The 23,407-nt window shown below is 73.8% G+C and carries 24 protein-coding genes and 1 tRNA gene; 13 read left to right on the top strand and 12 right to left on the bottom strand.

Translation table 11 applies throughout. The features are described 5' to 3' along the window. Positions 1–439 precede the first annotated feature (439 nt). Both ACZ67Q_RS20535 and ACZ67Q_RS20530 read left to right on the top strand, forming a co-directional pair. Positions 440–1,531: a DUF2330 domain-containing protein gene (locus ACZ67Q_RS20535; RefSeq protein ID WP_471183962.1), complete on the top strand. Its 1,092-nt coding sequence runs from the start codon at positions 440–442 to the stop codon at positions 1,529–1,531. Between the two features lie 46 nt (positions 1,532–1,577). Then, positions 1,578–2,246 carry an O-methyltransferase gene (locus tag ACZ67Q_RS20530; protein ID WP_471183960.1) on the top strand — a complete coding sequence of 223 codons (669 nt, stop codon included), beginning with the start codon at positions 1,578–1,580 and terminating at the stop codon, positions 2,244–2,246. A gap of 33 nt (positions 2,247–2,279) precedes the next feature. Here the strand turns inward: ACZ67Q_RS20530 and ACZ67Q_RS20525 are convergent, their stop codons facing one another. Next, positions 2,280–2,672, bottom strand: coding sequence for a hypothetical protein (locus ACZ67Q_RS20525; RefSeq protein WP_471183957.1), 393 nt, complete (start codon positions 2,670–2,672; stop codon positions 2,280–2,282). A 99-nt stretch (positions 2,673–2,771) separates the two neighbouring features. Here ACZ67Q_RS20525 and ACZ67Q_RS20520 point away from each other — a divergent pair, with 99 nt between their 5' ends. Next, a complete protein-coding gene (locus ACZ67Q_RS20520; protein WP_471183955.1) occupies positions 2,772–3,197 on the top strand; it encodes a DnaJ family domain-containing protein in 426 nt (141 codons plus the stop codon). Positions 3,198–3,207: 10 nt separating this feature from the next. Here ACZ67Q_RS20520 and ACZ67Q_RS20515 read toward each other — a convergent pair whose 3' ends face one another. Together ACZ67Q_RS20515 and ACZ67Q_RS20510 are read right to left on the bottom strand one after the other, a co-directional pair. Next, positions 3,208–3,900: a hypothetical protein gene (locus tag ACZ67Q_RS20515; protein ID WP_471183952.1), complete on the bottom strand. Its 693-nt coding sequence runs from the start codon at positions 3,898–3,900 to the stop codon at positions 3,208–3,210. 5 nt (positions 3,901–3,905) lie between these two features. Next, on the bottom strand, positions 3,906–4,592 hold the full coding sequence (locus ACZ67Q_RS20510) for a hypothetical protein (RefSeq protein ID WP_471183950.1): 687 nt from the start codon (positions 4,590–4,592) through the stop codon (positions 3,906–3,908). 165 nt (positions 4,593–4,757) lie between these two features. Between ACZ67Q_RS20510 and ACZ67Q_RS20505 the strand changes: the two genes are divergently transcribed. Next, positions 4,758–5,249, top strand: a complete 492-nt coding sequence (locus ACZ67Q_RS20505) for a GNAT family N-acetyltransferase (protein WP_471183947.1) — start codon at positions 4,758–4,760, stop codon at positions 5,247–5,249. A 675-nt stretch (positions 5,250–5,924) separates the two neighbouring features. On the opposite strand, the gene ACZ67Q_RS20500 is transcribed toward ACZ67Q_RS20505, so the two are convergent. Then, positions 5,925–7,964: an MDR family MFS transporter gene (locus tag ACZ67Q_RS20500; RefSeq protein WP_471183945.1), complete on the bottom strand. Its 2,040-nt coding sequence runs from the start codon at positions 7,962–7,964 to the stop codon at positions 5,925–5,927. Between the two features lie 1,031 nt (positions 7,965–8,995). On the opposite strand from ACZ67Q_RS20500, the gene ACZ67Q_RS20495 reads away from it, so the two are divergent. Then, the gene (locus ACZ67Q_RS20495; RefSeq protein ID WP_471183942.1) at positions 8,996–9,304 is read left to right on the top strand and encodes a peptidoglycan-binding domain-containing protein; all 309 of its coding nucleotides are present in this window, start codon (positions 8,996–8,998) and stop codon (positions 9,302–9,304) included. Between the two features lie 456 nt (positions 9,305–9,760). Here ACZ67Q_RS20495 and ACZ67Q_RS20490 read toward each other — a convergent pair whose 3' ends face one another. Together ACZ67Q_RS20490 and ACZ67Q_RS20485 are read right to left on the bottom strand one after the other, a co-directional pair. Continuing rightward, entirely contained in the window at positions 9,761–10,426 is a 666-nt protein-coding gene (locus ACZ67Q_RS20490) for an HAD-IA family hydrolase (protein ID WP_471183939.1), read from the bottom strand. A 256-nt stretch (positions 10,427–10,682) separates the two neighbouring features. Beyond that, complete coding sequence (locus ACZ67Q_RS20485; RefSeq protein WP_471183937.1) at positions 10,683–11,264, bottom strand: TMEM165/GDT1 family protein; 582 nt, start codon at positions 11,262–11,264, stop codon at positions 10,683–10,685. Positions 11,265–11,665: 401 nt separating this feature from the next. On the opposite strand from ACZ67Q_RS20485, the gene ACZ67Q_RS20480 reads away from it, so the two are divergent. The 3 genes from ACZ67Q_RS20480 to ACZ67Q_RS20470 all read left to right on the top strand — a co-directional run bounded on the left by ACZ67Q_RS20480 (position 11,666) and on the right by ACZ67Q_RS20470 (position 14,011). Next, positions 11,666–12,319, top strand: a complete 654-nt coding sequence (locus ACZ67Q_RS20480; RefSeq protein WP_471183934.1) for an HNH endonuclease family protein — start codon at positions 11,666–11,668, stop codon at positions 12,317–12,319. Between the two features lie 181 nt (positions 12,320–12,500). Continuing rightward, positions 12,501–12,956, top strand: a complete 456-nt coding sequence (locus ACZ67Q_RS20475; RefSeq protein ID WP_471183933.1) for a DoxX family protein — start codon at positions 12,501–12,503, stop codon at positions 12,954–12,956. Between the two features lie 419 nt (positions 12,957–13,375). Further along, entirely contained in the window at positions 13,376–14,011 is a 636-nt protein-coding gene (locus ACZ67Q_RS20470; protein ID WP_471183931.1) for a DedA family protein, read from the top strand. A gap of 373 nt (positions 14,012–14,384) precedes the next feature. Here ACZ67Q_RS20470 and ACZ67Q_RS20465 read toward each other — a convergent pair whose 3' ends face one another. Then, complete coding sequence (locus ACZ67Q_RS20465) at positions 14,385–14,615, bottom strand: DUF2277 domain-containing protein (RefSeq protein WP_471183929.1); 231 nt, start codon at positions 14,613–14,615, stop codon at positions 14,385–14,387. Positions 14,616–14,716: 101 nt separating this feature from the next. Here ACZ67Q_RS20465 and ACZ67Q_RS20460 point away from each other — a divergent pair, with 101 nt between their 5' ends. Together ACZ67Q_RS20460 and ACZ67Q_RS20455 are read left to right on the top strand one after the other, a co-directional pair. Next, positions 14,717–15,628: a ketopantoate reductase family protein gene (locus ACZ67Q_RS20460; RefSeq protein ID WP_471183927.1), complete on the top strand. Its 912-nt coding sequence runs from the start codon at positions 14,717–14,719 to the stop codon at positions 15,626–15,628. A 107-nt stretch (positions 15,629–15,735) separates the two neighbouring features. Further along, positions 15,736–16,095 (top strand): hypothetical protein, encoded by a 360-nt coding sequence (locus ACZ67Q_RS20455; protein WP_471183924.1) that lies wholly within the window; start codon positions 15,736–15,738, stop codon positions 16,093–16,095. Positions 16,096–16,149: 54 nt separating this feature from the next. On the opposite strand, the gene ACZ67Q_RS20450 is transcribed toward ACZ67Q_RS20455, so the two are convergent. Both ACZ67Q_RS20450 and ACZ67Q_RS20445 read right to left on the bottom strand, forming a co-directional pair. Further along, a complete protein-coding gene (locus ACZ67Q_RS20450) occupies positions 16,150–16,821 on the bottom strand; it encodes a DUF305 domain-containing protein (protein ID WP_471183922.1) in 672 nt (223 codons plus the stop codon). A gap of 86 nt (positions 16,822–16,907) precedes the next feature. After that, positions 16,908–17,315 carry a DUF6153 family protein gene (locus ACZ67Q_RS20445; protein ID WP_471183920.1) on the bottom strand — a complete coding sequence of 136 codons (408 nt, stop codon included), beginning with the start codon at positions 17,313–17,315 and terminating at the stop codon, positions 16,908–16,910. A 170-nt stretch (positions 17,316–17,485) separates the two neighbouring features. Between ACZ67Q_RS20445 and ACZ67Q_RS20440 the strand changes: the two genes are divergently transcribed. Further along, on the top strand, positions 17,486–18,001 hold the full coding sequence (locus ACZ67Q_RS20440) for a hypothetical protein (RefSeq protein ID WP_471183918.1): 516 nt from the start codon (positions 17,486–17,488) through the stop codon (positions 17,999–18,001). A 105-nt stretch (positions 18,002–18,106) separates the two neighbouring features. Here the strand turns inward: ACZ67Q_RS20440 and ACZ67Q_RS20435 are convergent. Beyond that, positions 18,107–18,178, bottom strand: a tRNA-Val gene (locus tag ACZ67Q_RS20435). A gap of 231 nt (positions 18,179–18,409) precedes the next feature. Here ACZ67Q_RS20435 and ACZ67Q_RS20430 point away from each other — a divergent pair. Continuing rightward, positions 18,410–19,786, top strand: coding sequence for a hypothetical protein (locus tag ACZ67Q_RS20430; protein ID WP_471183915.1), 1,377 nt, complete (start codon positions 18,410–18,412; stop codon positions 19,784–19,786). Positions 19,787–19,795: 9 nt separating this feature from the next. Then, complete coding sequence (locus ACZ67Q_RS20425; protein ID WP_471183913.1) at positions 19,796–20,014, top strand: FmdB family zinc ribbon protein; 219 nt, start codon at positions 19,796–19,798, stop codon at positions 20,012–20,014. A gap of 76 nt (positions 20,015–20,090) precedes the next feature. Here the strand turns inward: ACZ67Q_RS20425 and ACZ67Q_RS20420 are convergent, their stop codons facing one another. Together ACZ67Q_RS20420 and ACZ67Q_RS20415 are read right to left on the bottom strand one after the other, a co-directional pair. Then, the gene (locus tag ACZ67Q_RS20420; RefSeq protein WP_471183910.1) at positions 20,091–20,909 is read right to left on the bottom strand and encodes an HAD family hydrolase; all 819 of its coding nucleotides are present in this window, start codon (positions 20,907–20,909) and stop codon (positions 20,091–20,093) included. Continuing rightward, positions 20,909–23,407 (bottom strand): phosphoribosyltransferase, encoded by a 2,499-nt coding sequence (locus tag ACZ67Q_RS20415; protein ID WP_471183908.1) that lies wholly within the window; start codon positions 23,405–23,407, stop codon positions 20,909–20,911. Before ACZ67Q_RS20415 ends, ACZ67Q_RS20420 begins: the two co-directional genes overlap by 1 nt.

Raw genomic sequence — 23,407 nt, 5'->3', positions numbered from 1 at the left:
GCTGGTCGCGCCGTTCCCCGCGCCCCTTTTGTGCCTGCGGCGGCCCGTTGCTGTCTCGTCGTGGCGTGCGCCGCCTACGGCCGGTTTCTGAGTCGGGGCCGGGGCGGGGGGTGTCCGTCCTCGGTCCGGCCGCCCGTTCCCGACGACCGCACCCATTGCCGGTGCCGGCCCTGCGGGCGGACACCCCCGCCCCGTCCCCTCCCCGCCGTACGCGAGTGCCGCAACGTCGTGGCGGGCGCCATGTCGCCGTAGCTGCGGCGGCGGCCCGTCCGGCTGAGTCGCTGGTCGCGGCGGGCGGCCCGTCCGGTCGAGCCGCGGGCCACCGTCCCGCATGACTGCGGCGCCCGCAGCGCCGGACGGCTGTGCGTGGGCGGTCCGGGATGCCGGGCGCAGCCCGGGTGGCGGAACCGCGGGCTCCGGACTGTCGTCCATACGGGGCGTGCGCACAACACCCCGTATCCTCACCCTCGTTCTCACTCTCCTCGGCATACAGCTCGCCTGGCTCGCCGCGCCGGCGTACGCGTGTGGTTGCGGGGCGATGATTCCCGGTGGGCAGCAGCAGGTCAGAGTGGACCGCGAGGTCTCCGTCGTGCGGTGGGACGGCCGGCAGGAGCAGATCGTGATGAGTCTGACCGTCGCCGGCACCGCCGATCGCGCCGCCTGGATCATGCCCGTCCCGCACCGCGCCACCGTCCGCCTCGGGGACCGCCGCCTCTTCGAGCAGTTGCAGGAGCAGACCGCTCCCGAGCACCGCACCCGGTACTACTTCTGGCCCCGCTCCGGCGACTGGCCGTTCGCCTCGGGGGACGGTGCCTCCGCCGCGGCCCCGCCGTCGGCCGGTGCCGGCGTCGGCGTCGTCAGCCGGCAGCAGCTCGGCCCGTTCGACGTGGCCCGCCTCACCGCCGACGACCCGGCCGCCCTGAGCGCCTGGCTGCACCGCAACGGCTTCGCCCTGCCTCCCCGCCTCGCGCAGGCCCTCCAGCCGTACGTCGACCGCCACTGGGAGTACGTGGCGATCCGGCTCGCCCCGCAGAGCGCCCGCACCGCCCTGTACGGCGCCCTCGACCCGCTGCACCTCACCTTCGCCGCCGACGCCCCCGTCTACCCGATGCGCCTGTCCCGCCTCGCCGCCAACCCGCAGTCGCTCGGTCTGTACCTGCTCGCCGCGCACCGGATGGAGCCGCGCACGGCCATCGGCGGCGACCGTCCGAAGGTCATCTTCGCCGGACGCGTCGAGGACGCCCGGGGCCCGCTGGCCGACCTCAGCCGCGGCACGGACTACCTCACGGCGCTCGACCAGGAGTTTCCGGTGCCGTCCCGCATCGACGGGGACCATGAGCTGCGGCGCGCCGCGACCGACCGCGCGTACCGCGAGGTCGTCTACGACTACCGTCTGCGCGAGATCGCCGGCCTGCCGGCCTGGCTGGCGGCCACCGGCGGGGGCCTGGTGGCGCTCGCCGTCGTCGTCGCCGTGTGCACCGTACGCGCCACACGCCGCCGCACCTCCCGGGCACCCGTGCCCAACCTCTGAAATGCTGTGCCCTGGGACGCGGGATTCGCATGGAAGGTGCAGACGCATGAGCGGGTCGCAGCTCTGGGACGACGTCGACGACTACTTCTCCACCCACCTCGCGCTGGACGACGAGGCGCTGCTGGCCGCGCTGCGCGACAGCGAGGCCGCGCAGCTGCCGCGGATCAACGTCACCCCGACCCAGGGCAAGTTCCTCCAGCTGCTCGCCCGGATCCACGGCGCGCGCAACGTCCTGGAGATCGGCACCCTGGCCGGCTACAGCACGATCTGGCTGGCCCGGGCGCTGCCCGCCGACGGCCGGCTGATCTCGCTGGAGTACAGCCCGAAGCACGCCGAGATCGCCGCCCGCAACATCGCCCGGGCGGGCCTGGACAAAATCGTCGAGGTGCGCGTCGGCCCGGCCCTGGAGTCGCTGCCGCAGCTCGCCGACGAGAACCCGCCGCCCTTCGACCTGGTCTTCATCGACGCGGACAAGGCCAACAACGCCCACTACGTGGAGTGGGCGCTGCGGCTCACCAGCGCGGGCAGCCTGATCGTCGTCGACAACGTGGTCCGCGGCGGCCGGGTCGCCGACGCCGGCAGCGAGGACCCCGACGTCCGCGGCACCCGCGCCGCCATCGAACTGATCGGCTCCCACCCCCGGCTCAGCGGCACCGCGATCCAGACGGTCGGCAGCAAGGGCTACGACGGTTTCGCCCTCGCCCGGGTGCTGTGACCGGCGGCGAGCACCGTTCAGCCCGCCCGCGGCTCAGACGTCGTGGTAGAAGCCGACGTTGACGCTGCGCGGGCCGGTGCGGTCCTGGATGACGATCTCGCCGGAGCCGCCCCGGGGCAGCGCGACCGTGCCGCCGTACACGAGGGGCTGGGCGTACTCGCCGACGATCATCCGCACCTCGGAGGACGGGTCCGGCTGGGAACCGCGCAGCCAGGTCAGCTGCCAGCCGCCGTCGGCGCCGCAGAGGAACTCCAGGTGGACGCGGGAGACGAACAGCCAGTCCTCGGGCGTGACGAGCCGGCAGGTGGCGGCGTCGCGTCCGACCCTCAGCACGGCGCCCGGATCGCTGGGCGCGTCGGCCATGGTCATCCCGGCCGTGACGCCCTCGTCTCCCCCGGAGACGGAGGCCATGGTGAGTTCGAGCACGTGCGCTCCCTTTGCGACGTCGCGATGCGGTGGCCTGGTTGGTCCACCGCCGCCGCATGATAGATCGGCCGGCCGGGCCGCGTCCGGCACAATGGGTACATGACCGAGCGAAAGCCACCCGGGGTGCCGTTCGAGTCCTGGGTCGACAAACAGATCCGCGACGCGCAGGCCCGCGGTGACTTCGACCGGCTGACCGGCGCGGGTGAGCCGCTGCCGCCCGAGATCGAGTCGACGTACGACGAACTGTGGTGGGTCAAGCGCAAGTTGCACCGCGAGGGGCTGTCCGTACTGCCGCCCGCGCTGGCGCTGCGCAAGGAGGCCGACGACGCGCTCGCGGCGGCGTACGCGGCGCCGTCGGAGCACGTGGTGCGGCGGATCATCACGGAAGTCAACGTCAAGATCCGCGACATGATGTTCAAACCGCCGCCCGGCCCGCCGCTGGGCCGCAAGCCGTACGACGTCGAGGAGGTCGTACGGCAGTGGCGTGAGCGGCGGACGGCCGCGGGCGGCGGTCCGGTGAACTGATGAGCTGACGTCAGAGGTGCAGCAGGCGCCGGGACAGCTCGCGGTAGTCGCGCAGGGCCAGCCGGAGTTGCTCGGTGTCCGTGCCGGTGGCGGCCTTGTCCTCGCCGGCCTCGCCGCCCTGCCAGGTCATCCGCAGGGTACGGCGGCGCCGGGAGACGGCGTCGGTGACGTGTGCGGTGATCTCCTGCAACAGGCGGTCGGCCTCCTCCACCGCGTCCCTCGGCCCGTCGACGAACCCGGCCAGGGTGTGCGAGAGCCGCTGGTGGAACTCGTCGACCTCGTCGTGCGGCATGAGGGGGCCGCTGGGGCTGTCGGTCGCTGCCGTTCCGGCCGTGGCGCCACCGGTTGCGGCCGGAGTGCCGCCCGCGTCGGTCGTAGTGCCGCCGCCCGTGGCGGTCGGGGTGGTTCCGGCCGTCGCGGTGGCGCCGGCCGGGGTCGACGTGGTGCCGGCCGTCGCGGTCGGGCCGACGCCCTGGGTGGTGCCGGTGGCGGTTTCGCCGCGTGCGTCCGGGTCGCGGGGCAGGGGCGACCGGTCGGAAGCGGGGCCGGGGCCGGTCATCGACCTGTCGCCCAGGCCGGGCACGGTGTGTCCCTGCCCCGGGGGCGCCACGGTGTGGCCTTCGGCGCGCCCGGCGGGTGCCACCGGCGCACGCTCCTCCGTGACCGGGGCGTGGCGCATGCCTTGACGGCTGTCGTCGGTCATGGCGGTCAACTCCCCTTGGCGTGGCCGCGGGTCAGTCCCCACGGCTGGTGGGTGCGGTGGGTGGGCCGGGGCGCGGCGACCTGTTCGCGCCCGTCCTTCGCGGCGCGGTCCGCGCGGTGCCGCCCGCTGTCCTGGGGTGCGGGGGCGATGAGTTCCGTGAACAGCTCGCGCGCCTGGACGAGTGCCTCGCGCAGTTCCTCCGTGCCGAACCCGTCGTTGTCCGCGGCCAGCGGCGCGTGGGCGACGCGGTGCATGTGGCGGTAGCCCTGCACGCGGTGGGCGTGGTGCACGGAGAGCGCTTCGAGCTGCTCCTCGTACTGGCCGCCGTCGGGGTAGCCGCGGGCGCCGGCCACCTCGGCCAGCAGCCGGTCCGCCTCGGCTACCGCCTCGTGCGGCGCGTCGACGAAGTGTTCCTGCAGTGCCGTCCAGCGGGCCTCGTACTCCTCGCGCCGGGCCGGCTCCAACGGCTGCTCGCGCAGCCTTCCGTGCTTCTCGACGCGCCGGGCGAGGTCCCGCTCGGCGGCCTTGACGTCCCCGTCGTGCCGGGCGACGGCACGGTCGTACTCGGGTCCGAAGCGCCGCTTCAGACTCCGGCCGCCGCCCGCACCGCGGGCACGCAGGGTCAGGGCCGCCGCGACAAGGACGACGGCCGCCACGATGACGATCACAGCGATGAGCACGCCTGTGGACATGAATGCCTTCCGGGTGCCTTCCGATTCTGACCGGCCCGTCCGACCGGTTTCGCTCATCGGGTTGCCCGCGGCCCGCCCGGCAAACGGTCCGTGCACGGCCGCGTGCGGGGCGGGTTCGCTTATTGGGTTGCGGCCGGCCCGGGTGGGCTTCCCACAATGACGGCCATGACCTGGACCATCGCCCCCGAGCCGTACGACTCCCCCGACGCCCGCGCCCTGTGGCGGGCGTACTACACGGAGGTCAGCGACCGCTGGTACCTGCTGCACGAGGGGCGCCGCACCGACCCGGACGAGCTGGAACGGGAGATCGCCGCGGTCGACGGCTCCGACCTGGCGCCGCCGCGCGGGCAGCTGCTGATCGCACGGTACGGCGGTGAGCCGGCCGGAAGCGCGGGCGTACGGCTGCTGGACGCGGCGACGGCCGAGCTGAAACGGGTGTTCCTGCTGCCCGGGACGCGTGGCCGGGGCGGGGCCGCGCCGCTGGTGACCGCCGCCGAAGACGCCGCCCGGGCGCTGGGCGCCACCGAGTTGATCCTGGACACCCGCAGCGACCTGGTGGAGGCCCGCACCCTCTACACCCGCCTCGGCTACACGGAAACCGACCGCCACAACGACGACCCGTACGCCGAACACTGGTTCAGGAAGAGCCTCGCCTGAGGGGGCGGGGCCTGCCCGCGGGGGGCGGTCCACTGCTCGGGGGGGCGAGGCCCTGCCCGGGGGCGAGGGCCTGCCCGGGGGCGAGGGCCTGCCCGGGGGGCGGGGCCTGTCCTGAGGGCGGGGCCTGTCCGGAGGGCGAGGCCCTGCGTGGGGGCCGAGGGCCTGCCCGCGGGGCGGGGCCCTGCCGGGGGCCGAGGGCCTGCCCGCCGGACGAGGGCCTGCCGGGGACAGCGGGCAGCGCAGGGTCGCTCAGCCCGGGATCGCCGGCCCCCCGGCCCAGGCGAGGGCCTGCCCGGGGGGGGCCTGTCCGGAGGGCGAGGGCCGTGCGGGGGGCCGAGGGCCTGCCCGCGGGGCGGGGCCCTGCCGGGGGCCGAGGGCCTGCCCGCCGGACGAGGGCCTGCCCGGGGGGCAGCGGGCAGCGCAGGGTCGCTCTGCCCGGGATTGCCGGCCCCCCGGCCCAGGCGAGGACCTGCCCGGGGGGCAGCGGGCAGCGCAGGGTCGCTCTGCCCGGGATTGCCGGCCCCCCGGCCCAGGTACGGGTCCGCGTCAGGGGGCGGTCCGTCCTCCCGGCCGGTGTGAGCAGCCCTGCCCCGGGGCGTCCTCTGGACGGGTGACGCTCCGGCCAGGGGGACGGTCGGTCTTCCGCGGGACGCCCGCGCGTCGGGACCGTGGGCGTCAGCCGGAGGCCGTCGTCCGGCCCGGGGCGCGGGGCTGTTCGCGGGTGGAGCCGCAGAGTTCCTCGTTGAGCAGCTTGACCAGGTGGGTCAGGTCCGTGGGGCGGTCCGGCCCCCACCAGTCGCCGAGCAGGTGGGCCAACGACTCCTCACGCGCCTGCGCGAGCCGTGCGGCGACCTCGCTCCCCCGCTCCGTGAGCACCAGGTCGATGCCCTCCCGGCGGGCGAGCTGCCGCTCCTCGACCTGCCGGGCGGCCTCCAGGATCACCTGCAGCGGCACGGTGCTGCGCTCGGCCAGCACAGCCGGCTCCACCCGCCCGTACCGCTTGATCCGCAGCAGCATCCAGCTCGCCGCCGGCAGCAGGTCGTAGCCGGCCCGCTCGGTGATCTTCCGGTACACCTCGCGCCGCCCCTCCCGCGTGCCCAGCGCGGACAGCGCCCGGCACACCTCGTCGTACGAGGAACGCTCGACGGGGTTGCTGGCGAGGGTCTCGGTGACGTCCGGCGCCGTGACGGAGCCCCGCAGCCGGTCCTCCTTCAGCAGCCACGCCAGCAGGAAACCCAGGAAGGCGACCGGCGCGGCGTACAGGAAGACGTCCGTGATGGAGGAGGCGTACGCGTGCAGCGCCGCAGGCCGCAGCGCGGGCGGCAGGGCGCCGATGCCGCGCGGGTCGGCCTTCAGCGCGTCCGGGGAGGCCCCGCCCGGCAGCCGTACGCCCCGGAAGGCGTCGGCGAGTTTGTCGCCGAGGCGGCTCGCGAAGACCGTGCCGAAGATGGCGACGCCGAAGGAGGCCCCGATGGAGCGGAAGAAGGTGGCGCCGGAGGTGGCGACGCCCAGGTCCTCGTAGGACACGGCGTTCTGCACGATGAGGACGAGGACCTGCATGACCAGGCCGAGCCCCAGGCCGAAGACGAAGAAGTCCACGCTCATCTCGGCCGTCGAGCTGTGCTCGTCGAGCCGGTGGAGCAGCAGCAGCCCGAGCGTGGTGACGCCGGTGCCGGCGATCGGGAACACCTTCCAGCGGCCGGTACGGCTGACGATCTGCCCGGAGACGGTCGACGACAGCAGCATGCCGAACACCATCGGCAGCATGTGCACCCCGGACAGGGTCGGGGTCACACCCTGCACGACCTGGAGGAACGTCGGCAGATAGGTCATCGCCCCGAACATCGCGAACCCGACGATGAAGCTGATCACCGCGGACAGGGTGAAGGTGCGGATGCGGAACAGCTTCAGCGGCAGGACGGGTTCGGCGGCCCGGCGTTCGACCGCGACGAAGACGCCGGCCAGCGCCACGCCGAGCACGGCCAGACCGATGATCTGCGGCGACCCCCAGCCCCACGTCGTACCGCCGAGGGAGGCGACCAGGATCAGGCAGGTGGCGACGGACGCGATGAGGGCGGTGCCGAGGTAGTCGATGACATGCCGGGTCGAGCGGCGCGGGATGTGCAGCGCGGTCGCGATCACGGCGAGGGCGACGACACCGACGGGGAGGTTGACGTAGAACACCCAGCGCCAGCTGAGATGTTCGGTGAACAGGCCGCCCAACAGCGGCCCGAGCACGCTCGTCGCGCCGAAGACCGCCCCGAACAGGCCCTGGTAGCGGCCGCGTTCGCGGGGCGAGACGACGTCGCCGACGATGGCCATCGACAGCACCATCAGACCGCCGCCGCCGAGGCCCTGCACGGCGCGGTAGGCGATCAGCTGCGGCATGTTCTGCGCCATGCCGCACAGCGCCGAGCCGATGAGGAAGATGACGATCGCGGCCTGGAACAGCTTCTTGCGTCCGTACTGGTCGCCGAGCTTGCCCCACAGCGGGGTCGCGGCGGTGGACGCCAGCAGGTAGGCGGTGACCACCCACGACAGGTGTTCCAGACCGCCGAGGTCGCTGACGATGGTCGGCAGCGCGGTCGACACGATGGTCTGGTCGAGAGCCGCGAGCAGCATGCCGAGCAGCAGGGCGCCGATCGACACGAGCACGTTGCCGGACACGTGCTCCTGCTGCGCGCTTTCCGCCCTGGCGCGCGCGTCCACGGTCATGGAGACCTCCCCAGCTGTCGTGACACATCCATCCTGTTCGGTGTGACCGGTTATGGCCTGTTGAGTCCTGGTGGAGCCCAGTATTCCGGGGGGAGCCGCCTTCGCCCGTGTGGAGGAACCGCATAATCTCTGGAGTTCCTATGGGGAGGGGCGAACACATGGACGAACACGGGGGTGGGGCGGGGGCCGGGACGCCGGCGCATCGGTGTCCGCAGTGCGGGGCGCCTCGGGCGGCCGACCACACTCCGTCGTGCGGCTGCACCCGGCAGGCGTCGGACGCCCTGCGCGCCACGCGCAGCGCCGCGGCGGCCGCGGCGGAGGACTTCGATCCGTTGCGGATCAGGCCGTATGTGGAGCTGGAGGGGGCCCGCGCGGAGGCGCGGGGCGCGGCGGTGCGGGGCGCGGGGGCGGAGAGGGATCCTGCCGCGGAGGGCGTCGCTGCCGCCGAGGGGAGCGCTGCCTCCGAGGGGGGTTCCGCCGCGAGGGGTTCTGCCGCGGAGGGGGGCGCTGCCTCCGAAGGGGGTTCCGCCGCGGAGGAGACCATGTCGTTGCGGGCCGTTGCCGGGGATGACCCCACGACTGTTCTGCCGACGCCTCTCGCACCGTCGGACTCGGCCCCCAGCGCGACGGATCTGCGCCTGTTCGACGCGGCGGAATCCTGGCAGGTCGGTGACCACGACCCCCGTCGGGATGGGCGCCGGGCTGCGTCACCGCGTGGGCGCCGGCGCCGGCGTACCGCCGTGCTGCTGGCCGCGGCCGGGGCCGTGGTGGGAGTGGTCGCGGTGGCCGGGGCGGCCAGTGGACTGCTGTCGTACGACACGCCGACCCGGGACGATGCGGCACCCGAGGGCGTCCGCGCGGCGGTGCCGGACACGGTCACGACCACGACCGAGCCGTCGTCGTCGCCTACGTCGTCGCCCTCTCCGTCGCGGTCCTCGCCGGCCCCGAGCCCGTCCCGGACGAGCGCGAGCCCGTCCCCTACGCCGTCGGCCTCGGCGTCCACCGGCAGACCGAGCCCGACGCCGACGCGGGTGCCCACTCCTACGGCGACGGGGGCCTCGGGGTCCTCGGGGGATGACACGTTCGCCCCGGGCGACGGCGACCAGGACGCCGACGCCGAGGTCCTGCGGCGTGGTGAGCGGGGGCCGGCGGTCACGGAACTGCAGCTGCGCCTTCGTCAGCTGAATCTGTACAACGGCGAGGCCAACGGCGATTTCAACGCCCAGGTCGAGGACGCGTTGCGCGACTACCAGTGGGCGAGAGGCGTCACGGACGACGGGCTGGGGGTGTACGGGGCGCAGACGCGGGCGATGCTGGAGTCGGAGACGGAGACGCCGTGAGGCGGGGCCTGTGCGGGTTTCGTTGTGGCTGGGCGCGGGTGCCTGCGGCGCCTGGTTGTGTTGCGGCTGCGGGTGCGTGGGGGCTGGGTGCGTGTGCCTGCGGCGCTGGGTGCGTTGTCTTCTGCGGGTGCGTTGTGGCTGGTCGCGCCGTTCCCCGCGCCCCTTTTTGCCTGCGGCGGCCCGTTGCGGTCCGGTGGGTGGCGGGTGTCGCGCCTGCGGTGCGTCGCGGGTCGGGGCCGGGGCGGGGGGTGTCCGTCCTCGGTCCGGCCGCCCGTCTCCGACGAGGGCGCCCTGTGCCGGTGCCGGCCGCTGCGGGCGGACACCCCCCACCCCGGCCCCTTCCCGCCGTACGCGGGTGCCGGCCGGCATCTGGCTTGGCTCCGGGCAGTCACGCCTCCCCCAGGCTCCACGCCGGGCGCGCACCCCACCGTCGCTACGCCTGGCGCAGCCCCGTCGCTAGCGCTCGGCGTTGAGGCGGAACAATCCCTCGCCGGCGTTCTCGAGCCGCAGGTGCGTGAGGTCGCGTACCCATGCGTCCGGGTCGTGCGCGGCGGCGCGGGGGCCGACGCCCACCACCCGCATCCCCGCGGAGCGCCCCGCCGCGATGCCCGCTCCGGAGTCCTCGAAGACCACGCACTCCGCGGCCGGTACCCCCAGCTCGGCCGCGCCCTTCAGGAAGCCTTCGGGATCCGGCTTGCTCGCGCCCACGCTCTCCGCCGTGATCCGGACCGACGGCAGCGCGAGCCCCGCCGCCGCCATCCGCGCGCCGGACAGCGCGACGTCCGCCGACGTCACCAACGCGTGCGGGACACCGAGCCGGATCAGCGAGTCGAGGAACTCCGGCGCCCCCGGCACCGGTACCACGCCCTCCATGTCCGCCGTCTCCTCGGCGAGCATCCGCGCGTTGTCCGCGAGGTTCTGCTCCATGGGCCGGCCGGGCAGCAGGACCGCCATCGACGCGTGTCCCTGCCGTCCGTGGACGACCTTCATGACCTCGTCGCCGTCGAGCCCGTGCCGCGCCGCCCAGCGCCGCCAGACGCGTTCCACGACGGCGTCTGAGTTGACGAGCGTGCCGTCCATGTCGAGCAGCAGGGCACGGGCGGTGAGGACGGTGGCCGGCATCGGCGACTCCCAGGAAGTGAGTGATCAAGCCCCCGGAGGGACAAGGTGGTCCCGCCCGCCGGTCAGGGAAAACGGGCGGGAGCCACTTTGTTCCTCCACGGTACAAAACAAGTCGGGCATCCCGCCACCACCCCGGCGACAGTTCACCGACCGTTCAGCCACGCGAGCCGGAACCGAAGGGCGCAGCGCTCGACAGGCCCGGGTGTCGGACCGCCGGCCACGGCCCCCGCCGCAGCCGACCGGACCGACGCCGCGCTCACCCCGCCACCGCCTCCCACAGGCTCCACACCCCGAGCGCCAGCATGAGCAGAGCCGCGATCTTGGTGATGAGCGCCAGCGGCACCCGCTTCATCAGGGCCTTTCCGCCGACGATGCCGAGGCCGGCGACCGCCCACAGGCCCAGCACCGCGCCGAGACCGACGGAGAGCGGGTCGTCGTAGCGCGCGGCGAGGTTCGCGGTCATGATCTGCGTCAGATCGCCGAACTCGGCGACGAGGATGAGCATGAAGCCCGCACCGGCGACCTTCCAGAAGGTCTGGTTCTCGGGCCGGCGGACCTCCTCCTCGTCCTCGCCCTTCTTCATCAGCAGCACCGCCGCGCCGCCCAGGAAGAGCACACCGGTGAGCGCGTGCACGATCTGCTGCGGCAGCAGGGTCAGCACGCTGCCGGCCGCGACCGCGAGTGCGACATGGAGCGCGAAGGCGGCGGCGACACCGGCGAAGACGTACGAGGCGCGGTAGCGCGTGCCGAGGACGAGGCCGGCGAGCGCGGTCTTGTCCGGCAGCTCGGCCAGGAAGATGACGCCGAAGACGAGCGCCGTCACGGTGATGCTGATCAAGGTTCCTCTATCGGTCGGGGCTGCCCCACCGAGAGTGCGGTACGTCACGCGCAAGACACCTCGGCACGGCAGCACACTCGAGCACCCGTGCCGTACGACACGGGCGTGCACTGCGTTGCCGAAGGTCTCGCTGGCGGAACCGCGGGATCCGCCTCCGGGCGCCGGCTCGGGCTGACCGAGCAGTATGTCGACGACACCGGCGAAGAGCTACTCCCCTTCTGCGCCACCCATCGTACGGGAAGAGCGTGCGACCTCGTGCGGCGCGGAAAGTTCGACCGTGAACCTTGTCGTGTCATGCACGCGTCACTAACCTCTCACCGCGCGCACATCTCCCCGCAACACGGCAGCGCGAACATTCTCGCGCCCGCAGCCCAACACCCCCACCCCACAAGGGAGTTCGCATGGCCATATTCTCCGGGTTCTACGCGCGTCGACGGGTGAGCACACTCGCGACGCTCACCGCACTGACAGCCTCCGCCGCCCTGTTCAACTCCCCCACCGCCTCCGCCGCACTGCCCACCCCGGTCAGCGCCGCCACCGCCCGCAGCTACCTCTCCCAGCTCACGGTCGCCACCGAGAACCGCACCGGCTACAGCCGCGATCTCTTCCCCCACTGGATCACCATCAGCGGCACCTGCAACACCCGCGAGACCGTCCTGAAGCGCGACGGCACGAACGTCGTCACCGACTCCTCCTGCGCCGCCACCAGCGGCAGCTGGTACTCGCCGTACGACGGCGCCACCTGGACCGCCGCCTCCGACCTCGACATCGACCACCTCGTGCCCCTCGCCGAGGCCTGGGACTCCGGCGCGAGCAAGTGGACCACCGCGCAGCGCCAGGCGTTCGCCAACGACCTCACGCGTCCGCAGCTCATCGCCGTGACCGACAACGTCAACCAGGCCAAGGGCGACCAGGACCCGGCCACCTGGATGCCTTCGCGCACCGACTACCGCTGCACCTACGTCCGGGCCTGGGTGCAGGTGAAGTACTACTACGACCTCTCCGTCGACACCGCCGAGAAGAGCGCGCTCACGAACTACCTCGCGAGCTGCTGAGCGGGTCGGCCGCCGCCCCCGCGACAGCCGTGGGGGCGGCGGCCCGGCAGCCACCCGTGGCTGAATGTTGAACTTGCAAGCACTCGTTAGGTCTGCCTAACCTGTGGGCTCACTCGGTGCCGCCGTCCCCCACGACCGGTCCGCCGAGGTCGTTCCGCTCGACCACCGAAGGAGCCCCCACATGACCGCACGCCTCAACGGCGCGCAGCCGTACGTGCTCGGACTGTTCCGCATCGTCGTCGGCCTGCTCTTCGCCTGCCACGGCGCCGCCTCGCTCTTCGGCGTCCTGGGCGGCGCGGCCGGCGGCAACGGCGGCACGATCGCGGCCGGCACCTGGCCCGGCTGGTACGCGGCCGTGATCCAGCTGGTCTGCGGCGGCCTCGTCCTGCTGGGCCTGGGCACGCGCGCGGCAGCCCTGGTGGCCTCCGGCTCGATGGCCTACGCCTACTTCGACGTGCACCAGGGCATGGCACTGTGGCCCCTCCAGAACGGCGGCGAGGCGTCGGCGATGTTCTGCTGGGCGTTCTTCCTGCTGGTCTTCACCGGCTCCGGCGCGTTCGGCGTGGACCGGCTGCTGTCCCGGCGCGGCGAGAGCGCGGACCGGCCGGCACCGGAGCGGACGCCGGTGGCCGCCTGACGTTCGCCGCAGGGCGGCCCGGCGGGTCCGACGCGGTGAGGCCGACCGGACAGGTCCGACCGGGCAGGTCCGACCGGTGGGTCCGGCCCGGTGGGTCCCGCCCGGTGGGTCCGGCCCGGTGGGTCCAGGCCGGTGGCCGGGTCCGCCGGTGGGCCGGTCCGCCGGTGGCCGGCACGCCGGTGGGCCAGTGCGCCGGTGGGCCAGTACGCCGCCCAGGAGTTGCGGGTTGCTGGGCGCGGGGGCGCGCCCCTGAGAAGGGGGCGCCCCTCGCCCGGTGGCGCAACTTCCGACACACGAGCCCCCGCCGAATCTCCTGTCCCAGCCCGGGCGTACGCTGTATGGCTGTCATCGGCCGGTCACAGCCGCTCCCCGCGCTCGCGCGGCACGGTACGGCCCACGGGGGATCACGGGGAGTAGCAGTGCTGGAGAGTGTCGGGTTGCTGACCGGCAGCCCATGGATCTACGCGATCGTCGCGGCGTCGGTCCTGCTGGACGTGTTCCTGCCGATCCTGCCCAGTGGCGTCCTCGTCATCACCGCGGCGACGGCGGCGGCCGCGGGCACCGGAGCGGCGGGCGCGGCGGCCCCCGCCAAGGTTCCCGACCTGCTCTTCCTGATCCTCTCCGCGGCGACGGCCTCCGTCCTCGGCGACCTCGTCGCCTACCGCCTCGCCTGGCGCGGAGTGGCCCGCCTGGACAGCGCGATCGCCCGCTCCCGCCGGCTGAGCCGCGCGCAGGAACGTCTCGGCGCCGCTCTCGCCCGGGGCGGCGGCCCCCTGGTCGTCCTCGCCCGCTTCGCCCCGGCCGGCCGCTCGGTCGTCTCCCTCGGCGCCGGCGCCGCCCACCACCGGGCCCGCGACTTCCTCCCCTGGTCCGCCCTGGCCGGCCTGTCCTGGGCCGGCTACAGCGCCGCCCTCGGCTACTACGGCGCCCACTGGCTCGGCGCGACCTGGCTCGCCACGGGCGTGTCGGTGGCGGCCCTCTTCGCCGCGGGCGCGGCAGCGGTGTACGTGATGCGCCGACGACCTGTGCCGGCGGCGGCGACCGCCCGCCAGTAGCCCCACAGCGGTGACGTGCACCGGGCCGCCAGTAACCACCCAGCGGTGACGTGCACCGAGCCGCCAGTGCACCGGCCCGGCCCGCCAGTAACCACCCAGCGGTGACGTGCACCGGCCCCGCGGCGAGCCGCCGAGCGGTGGCACCACCTCGCTGGGCAGCCGACCGGGGCTGAGCCCGCCTGGGCGGCAGCAGCAGGTCGCCTTGGGGGCCCATCCAGCCGTGACACCGCTCCTCGCCGGGCAGCCACCCCGCCGTCGGCATCGGCCGCGCCGTGCAGGGCCGGCGGCCGTCGACATCGGCCGCACCCTGGGGGACCAGGCGGGCCAGGCGGCCCTACCGGTCACCCGGCGCGCCGCAGCCGCCGCCCGGCCGCTATCCCGCCTGCCGCGCCGGGGCGCCCCGGACCTCCAGGTCGTCGAGGAGGTGGGCCGTGGCGGCGGCGATCTCCTCCACCGCGCGGTCGAACACCTCCCGGTTGTGCGCGGCGGGCGCCCGGAAGCCGGACACCTTCCGTACGTACTGCAGGGCGGCGGCCCGGATGTCGTCCTCGGTGGCCTCACCGGGCAGGACGGGCGGGCGCAGGGTCTTGATACTCCGGCACATGCCTCAAGTCTGGCCCCTCGTCCGGCCGATCCGCAGCGCGCTGCGATGATCTCCTCCAGGCGGCCACCGTCCATGGGGCCGACCGAGGAGAGGACACACCGATGACCCTCACGACCCACGACCGGCTCACCGTGGCCGTCCTCGGCCCCGGCGGCGTCGGCGGGCTGCTCGCCGCGTTGCTCGCCCGGGCCGGCCACCGCGTGATCTGCCTCGCCGGAGGGGATACGGCCGACGCGCTGCGCGGCACCGGCATCAGCGTCCGCAGCGGCCTGTTCGGCGACTTCACCGTCCCGGTGGAGGCGGACACCGAGCTGCGCGAGCCGGTCGACGCCTGCCTGGTCGCCGTGAAGCACACGGCGCTGGACGCGGCCCTCACCCGCGTTCCGCGCACCGCCCTCGGCGACGGCCTGCTGGTCCCGCTCCTCAACGGCGTCGAGCACCCGGCGCACCTGCGCGAGCGCTACCGGCCCGACCGCGTCGCCCCGGCCGTCATCCGCGTCGAGTCGACCCGGACCGCGCCCGGTGTGATCGAGCACGGCACCGCCTTCGCCGAGGTCGACGTCACCGGCGACCCGGTCCCGCAGCACCGGCTGACCGCACTCGCCGAGGCGCTGTCCGACGCCGGTGTCACCACCCGCGTGCTGCCCGACGAGGCCGCGACGCTGTGGGCGAAGATGGCCTTCCTCGCCCCCATGGCCCTGCTCACCACCCGCCACGGCCTGCCCATGGGCGAGCTGCGCACCCGCCACCGCGACGAACTGACCGCCCTGGCGCAGGAGACGGCGGCGGTCAGTCACGCCTGCGGTGGCCCCGGCGACCCGGTCGCTTCCCTCGCCCGTTACGACAGCTTCCCGGCCGCCACGAAGTCCTCCATGCAGCGCGACGCGGAAGCGGGCCGCCCGCTCGAACTCGACGCGATCGGCGGTGCGTTGCTGCGTGCGGCGCAGCGGCACGGGGTGCCCGTCCCGGTGGCGGCGCGGGTGGTGCGGGAGCTGCGGGAAGCGGGTCACTGAGCACAGCGGCGGGAGGGGAACGCACGTACCAGCACCTCGTGCACTCATTCGAGTGAAGCCCCAGAAGCAGCTCGCTGCCTCAATTCGAACAGGCGTAGCATTGCGCTGTGGCTACGACCTATGAATTCCCCAGTGACCTCCTCGCCGGCCAGGAGGAGCTGCATCAGGTCCGGGCCGAACTGTCGGCCCTGCTCAAGCGGCTCCCCTGGTCGGTGGAGCCACTGGACGGCTTCAGCGACGACAACGGCTGGCGCAAGCTGGAGCGCCCCGCCTCCCCCGGCTGGACCGCCGACGAGCAGGCCGAGGTGGAGAAGCTGCGGCGCCGCGAGCACGAGCTGGCGGTGTTCGTGACCACGCACCGCTTCTGGTCCGAAATAGCGCCCGAGAGCCGGATGGAGGCCCGTTCGCGGCTCAAGCACGCGCACGAGACTCCACCCGGCGAGGGTGAGGCCGGGACCGAGGCCTGAGGGCCCGCGGGACTGTCGGGGCCCCCGACCCAGGGCCGGGGCCCCGACAGCGGACTAGCCGAGCAGCCCGTTCATCTCCGCGATCTCGGCGCTCTGGCCGGTGACGATGTCACCGGCCGTCTTCTTCGCGGGCCCGTAGGCGCCCTTGGCCCGCTCGGCCTTCGCCATCTCCAGAGCACCCTTGTGGTGCTCCACCATCATGGTCAGGAACAGCCGGTCGAAGTCCTTGCCCGAGGCCTTCCGCAGCTCGGACATGTCCTGCTCGCCCATCATCCCGGGCATCCCGGCCATGCCGGACGCACCGGAGTGCGCCGAGTGGTGCTCCATGCCGGGCATGTCCGAACCGCCGTCCTGGGGCACGTCCTCGCCCCAGGCCGTCAGCCAGCCGCTCATGGTCCGGATCTCCGGGTCCTGGGCCTTCTCGATCCGTGCCGCGAGGTCCTTGACCTGCGCGGACGACCCCCGCTCGGCAGCGAGCCGCGCCATCTCCAGCGCCTGCCGGTGGTGCGGGATCATGCCCTGCGCGAAGGCAACGTCCTGCGCGTTGTGCGCCCCCGCGCTCACGCCCCCGGACACGGAGGCGGAGGGGGAGGCGGAGGCCGCGGCGTGCCCCTTGTGTCCGCCGTCCCCGCTGCCGCCCCCACAGGCGGCCAGAAGGAAGACGGCGCTCACCCCCACCGCGACCAGACCGGAACGACGCGCGAGGGTACGGGTGGTGCAGCTCATGAAGGAACTCCTGCTGGAAGAAGGGAAATCTCCGGACACGCGAACGCACCGCGCCGTGGAAACCGACGGCACGGCACGGGCGGTGTCTAGATCCGCAGGAGTTGGAGTTCGGCCAGAGAGGGCGGGGCGCGGGCCCCGTCGGGCGCGGCACCGACATACGCACACCGGGCACCAGGCGGTACGACGACGGGGCCCGGGTCGGCAAGCGGCGCGGGCAGCTCGGGCCCGCCACTCACCGCGGGGGAGGCACAGGTGACGTCGGCATGCCGCGCGTGCCCGCCACCGCAGTGCCCGTCGCTCCCCGCGCACCCGTCCCCGGCGACCACGACGCCGACGACAGCCGGGGCACTCATCCGCCCGTGCCGCTCCGGCACGACCCCACCGGGCGCCAGCGCGTGCATCCCCAGCAATCCGGCCAGCAGTCCGAGCACGGCAACCAGCCGCCGCCACCGCACCCGCGGCACCACGGAAAGCCCCACCTCGAACCGACGCACGTGTCACATCGTAGGCAACGGGCCCCCTGACGCGACGAAGGCCCCTGGGCGCGTCACCCGCACGCCACCGCTGCCCCCCGATCAGGTGAGTTTCCGCGGCGTGCGGCAACCGCGCGGCTCCCCCACGGGTCGCACAGTCACAAGCACCACACAACCCCCGGGGGGCACACATGAGCCACCAGCAGCAGCCGGACAACGCACCGACCGCGCAGCCGCCGAAGAAGCGCAAGGTGGGCAGGGTCGCCGGGCTCGGCTGCCTGGGTGTCGTCGCCATCGTCGTCATCGCCGCCGTCTCCGGCGGCGGTGGCGGGGATTCCAACGACACCTCCAAGAAGGACAAGGCCGTCACGGCTGCGGACACGCCCAAGAAGGACAGCACCGACAAGGCCCCGGCGAAGAAGGAGAAGACCCAGGCCCAGGAGTTCCAGGAGTGCGTCGCCGCGAACGGCACGGCCACAGAGAAGGCCGCTGCCCAGCACGTCACCAAGGTGACCGGCGCGGACAAGCGCAACGACATCCTCGACTCGGCCGAGGTGTTCACCGACTTCTCCGGCGGGATGACGGGCCCGCACCAGGGCGAGGGGAAGCTGATCGCGTCCGCGTTCACGTCCTGCTACGAGTCCAAGAACGGCCTCGTGACGGTGTACGACAAGAACGGCGAGATCCTGGCCAACGCGAACTACTGACGCGGCACGTAGTGACAGTGTGAGGCGGCGACCGGACACGACGACGGCCCCCCGGAGAATCTCCGAGGGGCCGCCACGATGTCCGGACCTGGACCTGATGGTCAGTGGGCGCGGACGGTTTCGAACCGCCGACATCCTGCTTGTAAGGCAGGCGCTCTACCACTGAGCTACGCACCCGGGACAAGCCGACAGCCTACCTTGCCTTGGGCAGTGCACAGCAAACCCGTGGCGGCGCACCGAAGGGGCCGGAGCAGCGGTGTCTCCCGGTGCGGGGGAACGCCGCCGGCCCGCCCGCGGCGGTGGTGGGAAAAACAGCGGGGGGACGGCGAACTGACCGGCTCGTGTGTTCGTCTTCCAGCGGTGGGAGAATGACACCGGGCAGGGTCGGACGCAGCACGGGAGAGGGATGTGACGGCGACACCAGCGCAGCCGTATTCGTCGCCGTCGATGTCGTACGCGCGCGCCCTACGGGACACGCTCACCTTGGTGGGGCTGCCGCTCGTCGCGGTGCTGGCGCTGCCCGCGGCCTTCGCCGGTGGCGGTACGCGGCGGTGGTTCGGCGGGCGGGCGGAGAGCCAGCGGGCCGAGGCGCAGGCCGCGAAGGACGCCGCCGCCGCTGCCTTCTACGAACTGGACACCGCCCAGCGGGACCTGCGGATCTCCGTGGAGACGATCACGGCCGTGGACGACTCCCCGGCCGCCCGGCGCGCTGTCGCCGACTTCGCGGCGCTCGGGCGGCGCATCGACGAGGTCTCACAGCGGTACATCGCGGCCGTGGACGCCCACGATCTGGACCGCGACGACCTGGAGGCGTCGGCCGCCGCGCGGGCGCGCACGGAGCTGACCGGGGCCAAGGACGAGCTGGAGCAGGTCAGGCGGGAGCTGGAACGGTTCGGCGAGGGGCTCGGGCCGCTGCTCGGCAAGGCCGAGACGCAGCTGGCGCGGGTCGCGCCGGCCGTGGAGCGGGCCCGGCAGGCGCTGCTGGCGGCGACGGTCGCGCTGGACGCCGTACGGCAGTCGGGGCTGAAGGCCGACGATCTCGCGGCGCGGCTCGCCGCCCTGTCGCCGGAGCTGACGAAGCTCAATCAGGGGGCCGGTCGGCACGGGGTGGGGCCGACGCTGGAGCGGGCCGAGCGGGTGGCGCGGGAGGCCGAGGCGGTCCGGGCGGAGGCCGAGCGGCTGCCGGAGCGGGCGGCCGAGATCGACCACCGGCTGGTGTCGCTGCGGACCCGGGCGCAGGCGCTGACCACCCGGGCCGGGCAGGTCGAGCCGGTGCTGAGCGAGCTGCGGCGGCGGTTCACGGTGGCCTGCTGGCAGGACTTGCAGCCGGTGCCGGAGCAGGCCGCGCAGAACGTGCGGCAGGCCGAGCTGAAGCTGCGGGAGGCGCAGGGTGCGCGGGACGGGCAGCGGTGGGCCGACGCGACGGCGCTGCTGTCGACGGTGCGGGCGCTGCTGAACGCCACCGACGAGGCCGTGTCGGCCGCCGGTGACCGGCTGCGGCGGCTGAACGCCGTGCAGAAGGATCCGCGGCAGGAGGTCGAGCGCACGCGGTTCGCGATCCGGGACGCGCAGCGGCTCGCCATGACGGGCCGTACGACGCCGGATCCGCGGCACGCGCGGCCGTTGGACGACGCTGTGGCGCGGCTGGACCGCGCGGTCGCCTCTCTGGAGGGCGGGCGCCATCCCGACTACTGGCACTTCCTTACCGAGGCGGAGGCGGTGCGGCAGTCGGTGGCCCGGGTGGTGGCGCAGATCCGCGAGGAGCGGGGCCACCACGCCGGTTAGTCTTCTGGCATGCCTCGCTATGACTATCGGTGCCGTACCTGTGGTGACACCTTCGAGCTGAGCCGGCCCATGGCGGAGTCGTCCGCGCCGGCACGTTGCCCTGCCGGGCACGAGGACACGGTGAAGTTGCTGTCGACGGTGGCGGTGGGCGGCACGGCGTCCGCGCCGGCGCCCGCTCCTCGCGCGGGCGGCGGGGGCGGGTGCTGTGGCGGAGGGTGCTGCGGGTAGGCACCGGCCGGGGTGCCGCGCCACGCGTTGAGCGGGTGCGGCACCATCGCGGCCGGTCGCGCCGTTCCCCGCGCCCCTATCGGGGCGCTGTCGTCCGCGTCGCTTTGACGAACTCGCGGACGATCCTCTCCCCCGCCAGTACCCCCCGTTCCGGCAGTGCCGTGATGTGGGGTGCCGTCCAGCCCTCGTCGGCCAGTTCGCCGTGGCCGGGGCGCCAGCCTCGGTCCGCGGCGAGCAGGAGGTCGGCGTCGAGGAGGGAGTCTCCGGCGGCCAGGGTGAGGCCCGCGCCGGTGCGGCGGGCGACCTCGCGTACCGCCGCGCTCTTGGTCAGCGGCCCCGGTACGGCGTAGATCTTGCGGCCCTGCAGGGACACTGTCCAGCCGCGGGGTTCCGCCCAGGCGGCGAGTTCCTTCACCCACTCCTCGGGGAGCAGTTCGCGCTCCACGACGAGGTAGGCGAAGAGGTCCTCGGCGGTGCGGTGCTTGCGGACCCAGACGGGGTCGGCGGTGCGCATCAGGTGGTCCTGGATCTGCGCGAGCGGCGCGCACTCGTCGGCGAGCCGTGCCTGTACGCCCGCGTGCCAGTCCGCGTCGGTCACCCCGTCGACCAGCAGATGGCCGCCGTTGGCGCAGATCGCGTACGCCGGGGGCGGCCCGGGAAGGTTGATGCGCTGGTACTGCTTGCGGGTGCGGGTGGTGGTGGGGACGAAGACGGCCGTGTCGCCGAGGTCGGTCAGCAGCTGGGCCGCCGTCTCGGTCAGGTAGGACAGGGGCTTGCTCTCGTGGACCTCCACGCACAGCAGGCGGGGCGCACGCGGGTCGGGCATGGTCAGGGCGAGGGCCGCCGAGGAGTAGATCAGCGTGCGGTCGAGGTCGCTTGCCACCAGCACCGGCATCAGACGGTCACCGCCTTGCCGTCGGCGCCGGTCGCGCCGCGCGTGTACTGGGGGTGTATCAAGCCGACGCAGGTGTAGGGCAGTTCGGCGACCTCCTCGACGGGGACGCCGCGCTGCTCGGCGAGCAGGCGGACGTGGTCGAGGTCGGCGCCGGCGCCTTCGCGGGCCAGGATCTTCCACGGCACCCGGCGCAGCAGCACCCGGGTGGTCTCGCCGACGCCGGGCTTGACGAGGTTGACGTCGTGGATGCCGTACTCCTCGCTGATCCGCTCGACGGCGGCCCAGCCCGCCCAGGTCGGGGTGCGGTCGCTCGCGAGCAGTTCCTTGACGGCCGCGTCGACGGTGTCGGCGACCTCGGGGAAGCGGGCGGCGACGGCGTCGAGGAAGGCGTTCGAGAGGTCGGCTCCGGCGAGTTCGCGGTAGAACTTCGCGCCGTGGAAGTCGTGGGGGCCGACCAGGTCGGCGCGCAGCACGGTACGGGAGATCAGGCCGGAGACGGTGGAGTTGAGGCAGGCGGAGGGGATGAGGAAGTCCTCGCGGGTGCCGTAGGTGCTCACGCAGGAGCCGGGGTCGGCGAGGACGGCGATCTCCGGGTCGAAGCCGGTGATCCCCTCCTGCTTCTCGAACTCCTCGACGGCCTGGGCGAGTTCGCGGGTGATGGCGCCCTTGCCGGTCCAGCCGTCGACGAAGACGACGTCTGCGGGGTCGTGGTGGGCGGCCAGCCAGCGCAGCGCGTTGGCGTCGATGCCGCGGCCGCGCACGATGGACACGGCGTAGTGCGGCAGGTCGCGGCCGTGCCGGTACTGCGCCCAGCGGCGCATGAGGATGCCGACGGGGGTGCCGGCGCGGGCGAGGGAGACCAGGACGGGGCGGGGCGACCGTTCGGCGATGACCGTCTCGGTGACCACGCCGACGGCGTGCGCGATGCGTGCCGCGGAGACGTCCAGGGCCTGGTGGAAGAGGTTCTGGTACTGCTCGCTGGGCTGGTACTCCACGGGCAGTGACTCGGCGTAGTGGGCGCCGCCGCTCTGGATGGCTTCCTCGCGCTCCTCGGTGGGCGCCTCCAGCGTGACGTCCGAGAGGTCCTGCAGCAGCCAGCCGACCTCCTCGGGTGCGTAGGAGGAGAAGGCGGGGCCACGGAGTGGCTCGGGCAGCATGGCGGGCCTTTCGAGGGCGGGCGCTGGGACGTACGACGGTACGACCGTGAGGACCACGTGCGGGGTGTGCGCGCCGAGCCGGTCGAGCAGTCCGCCGGGGGCGTGCAGCGCGTCCGTGTCGCCGGCGGAGTCGACGACGGCGACGACGGCGTCGAAGCCGGCGCCGGCCACGTTGTAGGCGTAGCGCTCGCCGGGGCCGTCGGCGGGGTCGTCGTGGGCGGGGAAGACCAGGCGGGTGCGGATGGCGTAGCCGGGGTCGTCGACGGCGAGGACGGGTGAGCGGGTGGTGGTGGAGAATCGCACCTCGGCGTCGGTGATCTGCTCCAGTTCGCGGGCGAGGCGGAGGGGGGCGTACATCAGCTCCTCGTTGCCGAGGACGAGGACGCGGTGTGCTGTCCGGGGCAGTGTGTCTGCGAGGCGGGCTGCCATCGTCGGCAGGGCGGCGTCGAGCCGCCGGCGGTGTGCGGGGGTGAAGCCGTGGCGGCCGCCGTCGGGGACGCCGTGGGGCCAGCGCAGGTCGACCCGGGTGAGACGGCCGTCCGGCGTCCGCGGGCCGGTGGGGGCCGATCGCGCCCACGCGGCGGAGCGGCCCATGTCACCGCCCCGCGCCTGCGGGTCGGCCGGCTCGTACTTCGCCACCAGGTCCCGTCCCTTTTCCAGCACGCCCTCCGGCAGCCTGACGGTGCCCGAGGCCGCCGCCACCAGGTCCACCCGGGCGTCGATCTCCCGGGCGAAGGCGTCCAGGCGGTCGGTGTCCTCCGCCGAGCGCATGTCGACCAGGGCGACGACCACGTACCGTCGCCGGGGGTGGCGCTCGTGGAGGTCGCGGATCGTGTTCAGGACGGTGTTGCCCGTGGAGAACTCGTCGTCGACCAGGATCAGCGGGCCGTCGCCGGCCAGCAGGGCCGGGTTCTCGGGGAGCAGCAGGTGGGTGGTGGCGTGGGAGTGGGACTCCTCGAAGCCTCCGGCCCGGGGCACGCCGGGTACCGGGCGGCGGGTGGAGTGCAGGTAGGGCGCGGTGCCGAGGCCGTCGGCGACGGAGTGGCCGAGTCCGGTCGCGGTCTCGGCGTAGCCGAGGACGACGGCGCGGGCCGCCTCCTCGGCTCCGAGCAGGTCCCGCACCCGGCGGCCGAGTGCCAGGCCGGAGCCGTAGACGACCGATGGTGCCTGCGGGACGTGCTTGCCGAGGACGTGGGACACGAGCAGGTGCGCGCGCTTGGGGTTGCGGCGCAGTGCGAGTCCCAGCAGCTCGGTGAGCCCGTCGTCGCCGACGAGTTCGACGCCGAGCCGCTCGGCGACCCAGGTGCCGGTCCAGACCCCGTTGTTCACTGCGTTTTTCAT

Source organism: Streptomyces sp. NPDC036813, assembly GCF_055609245.1.
Note: the sequence above shows the minus strand (reverse complement) of the source record. Positions and strands in the feature narration are given on the sequence as shown.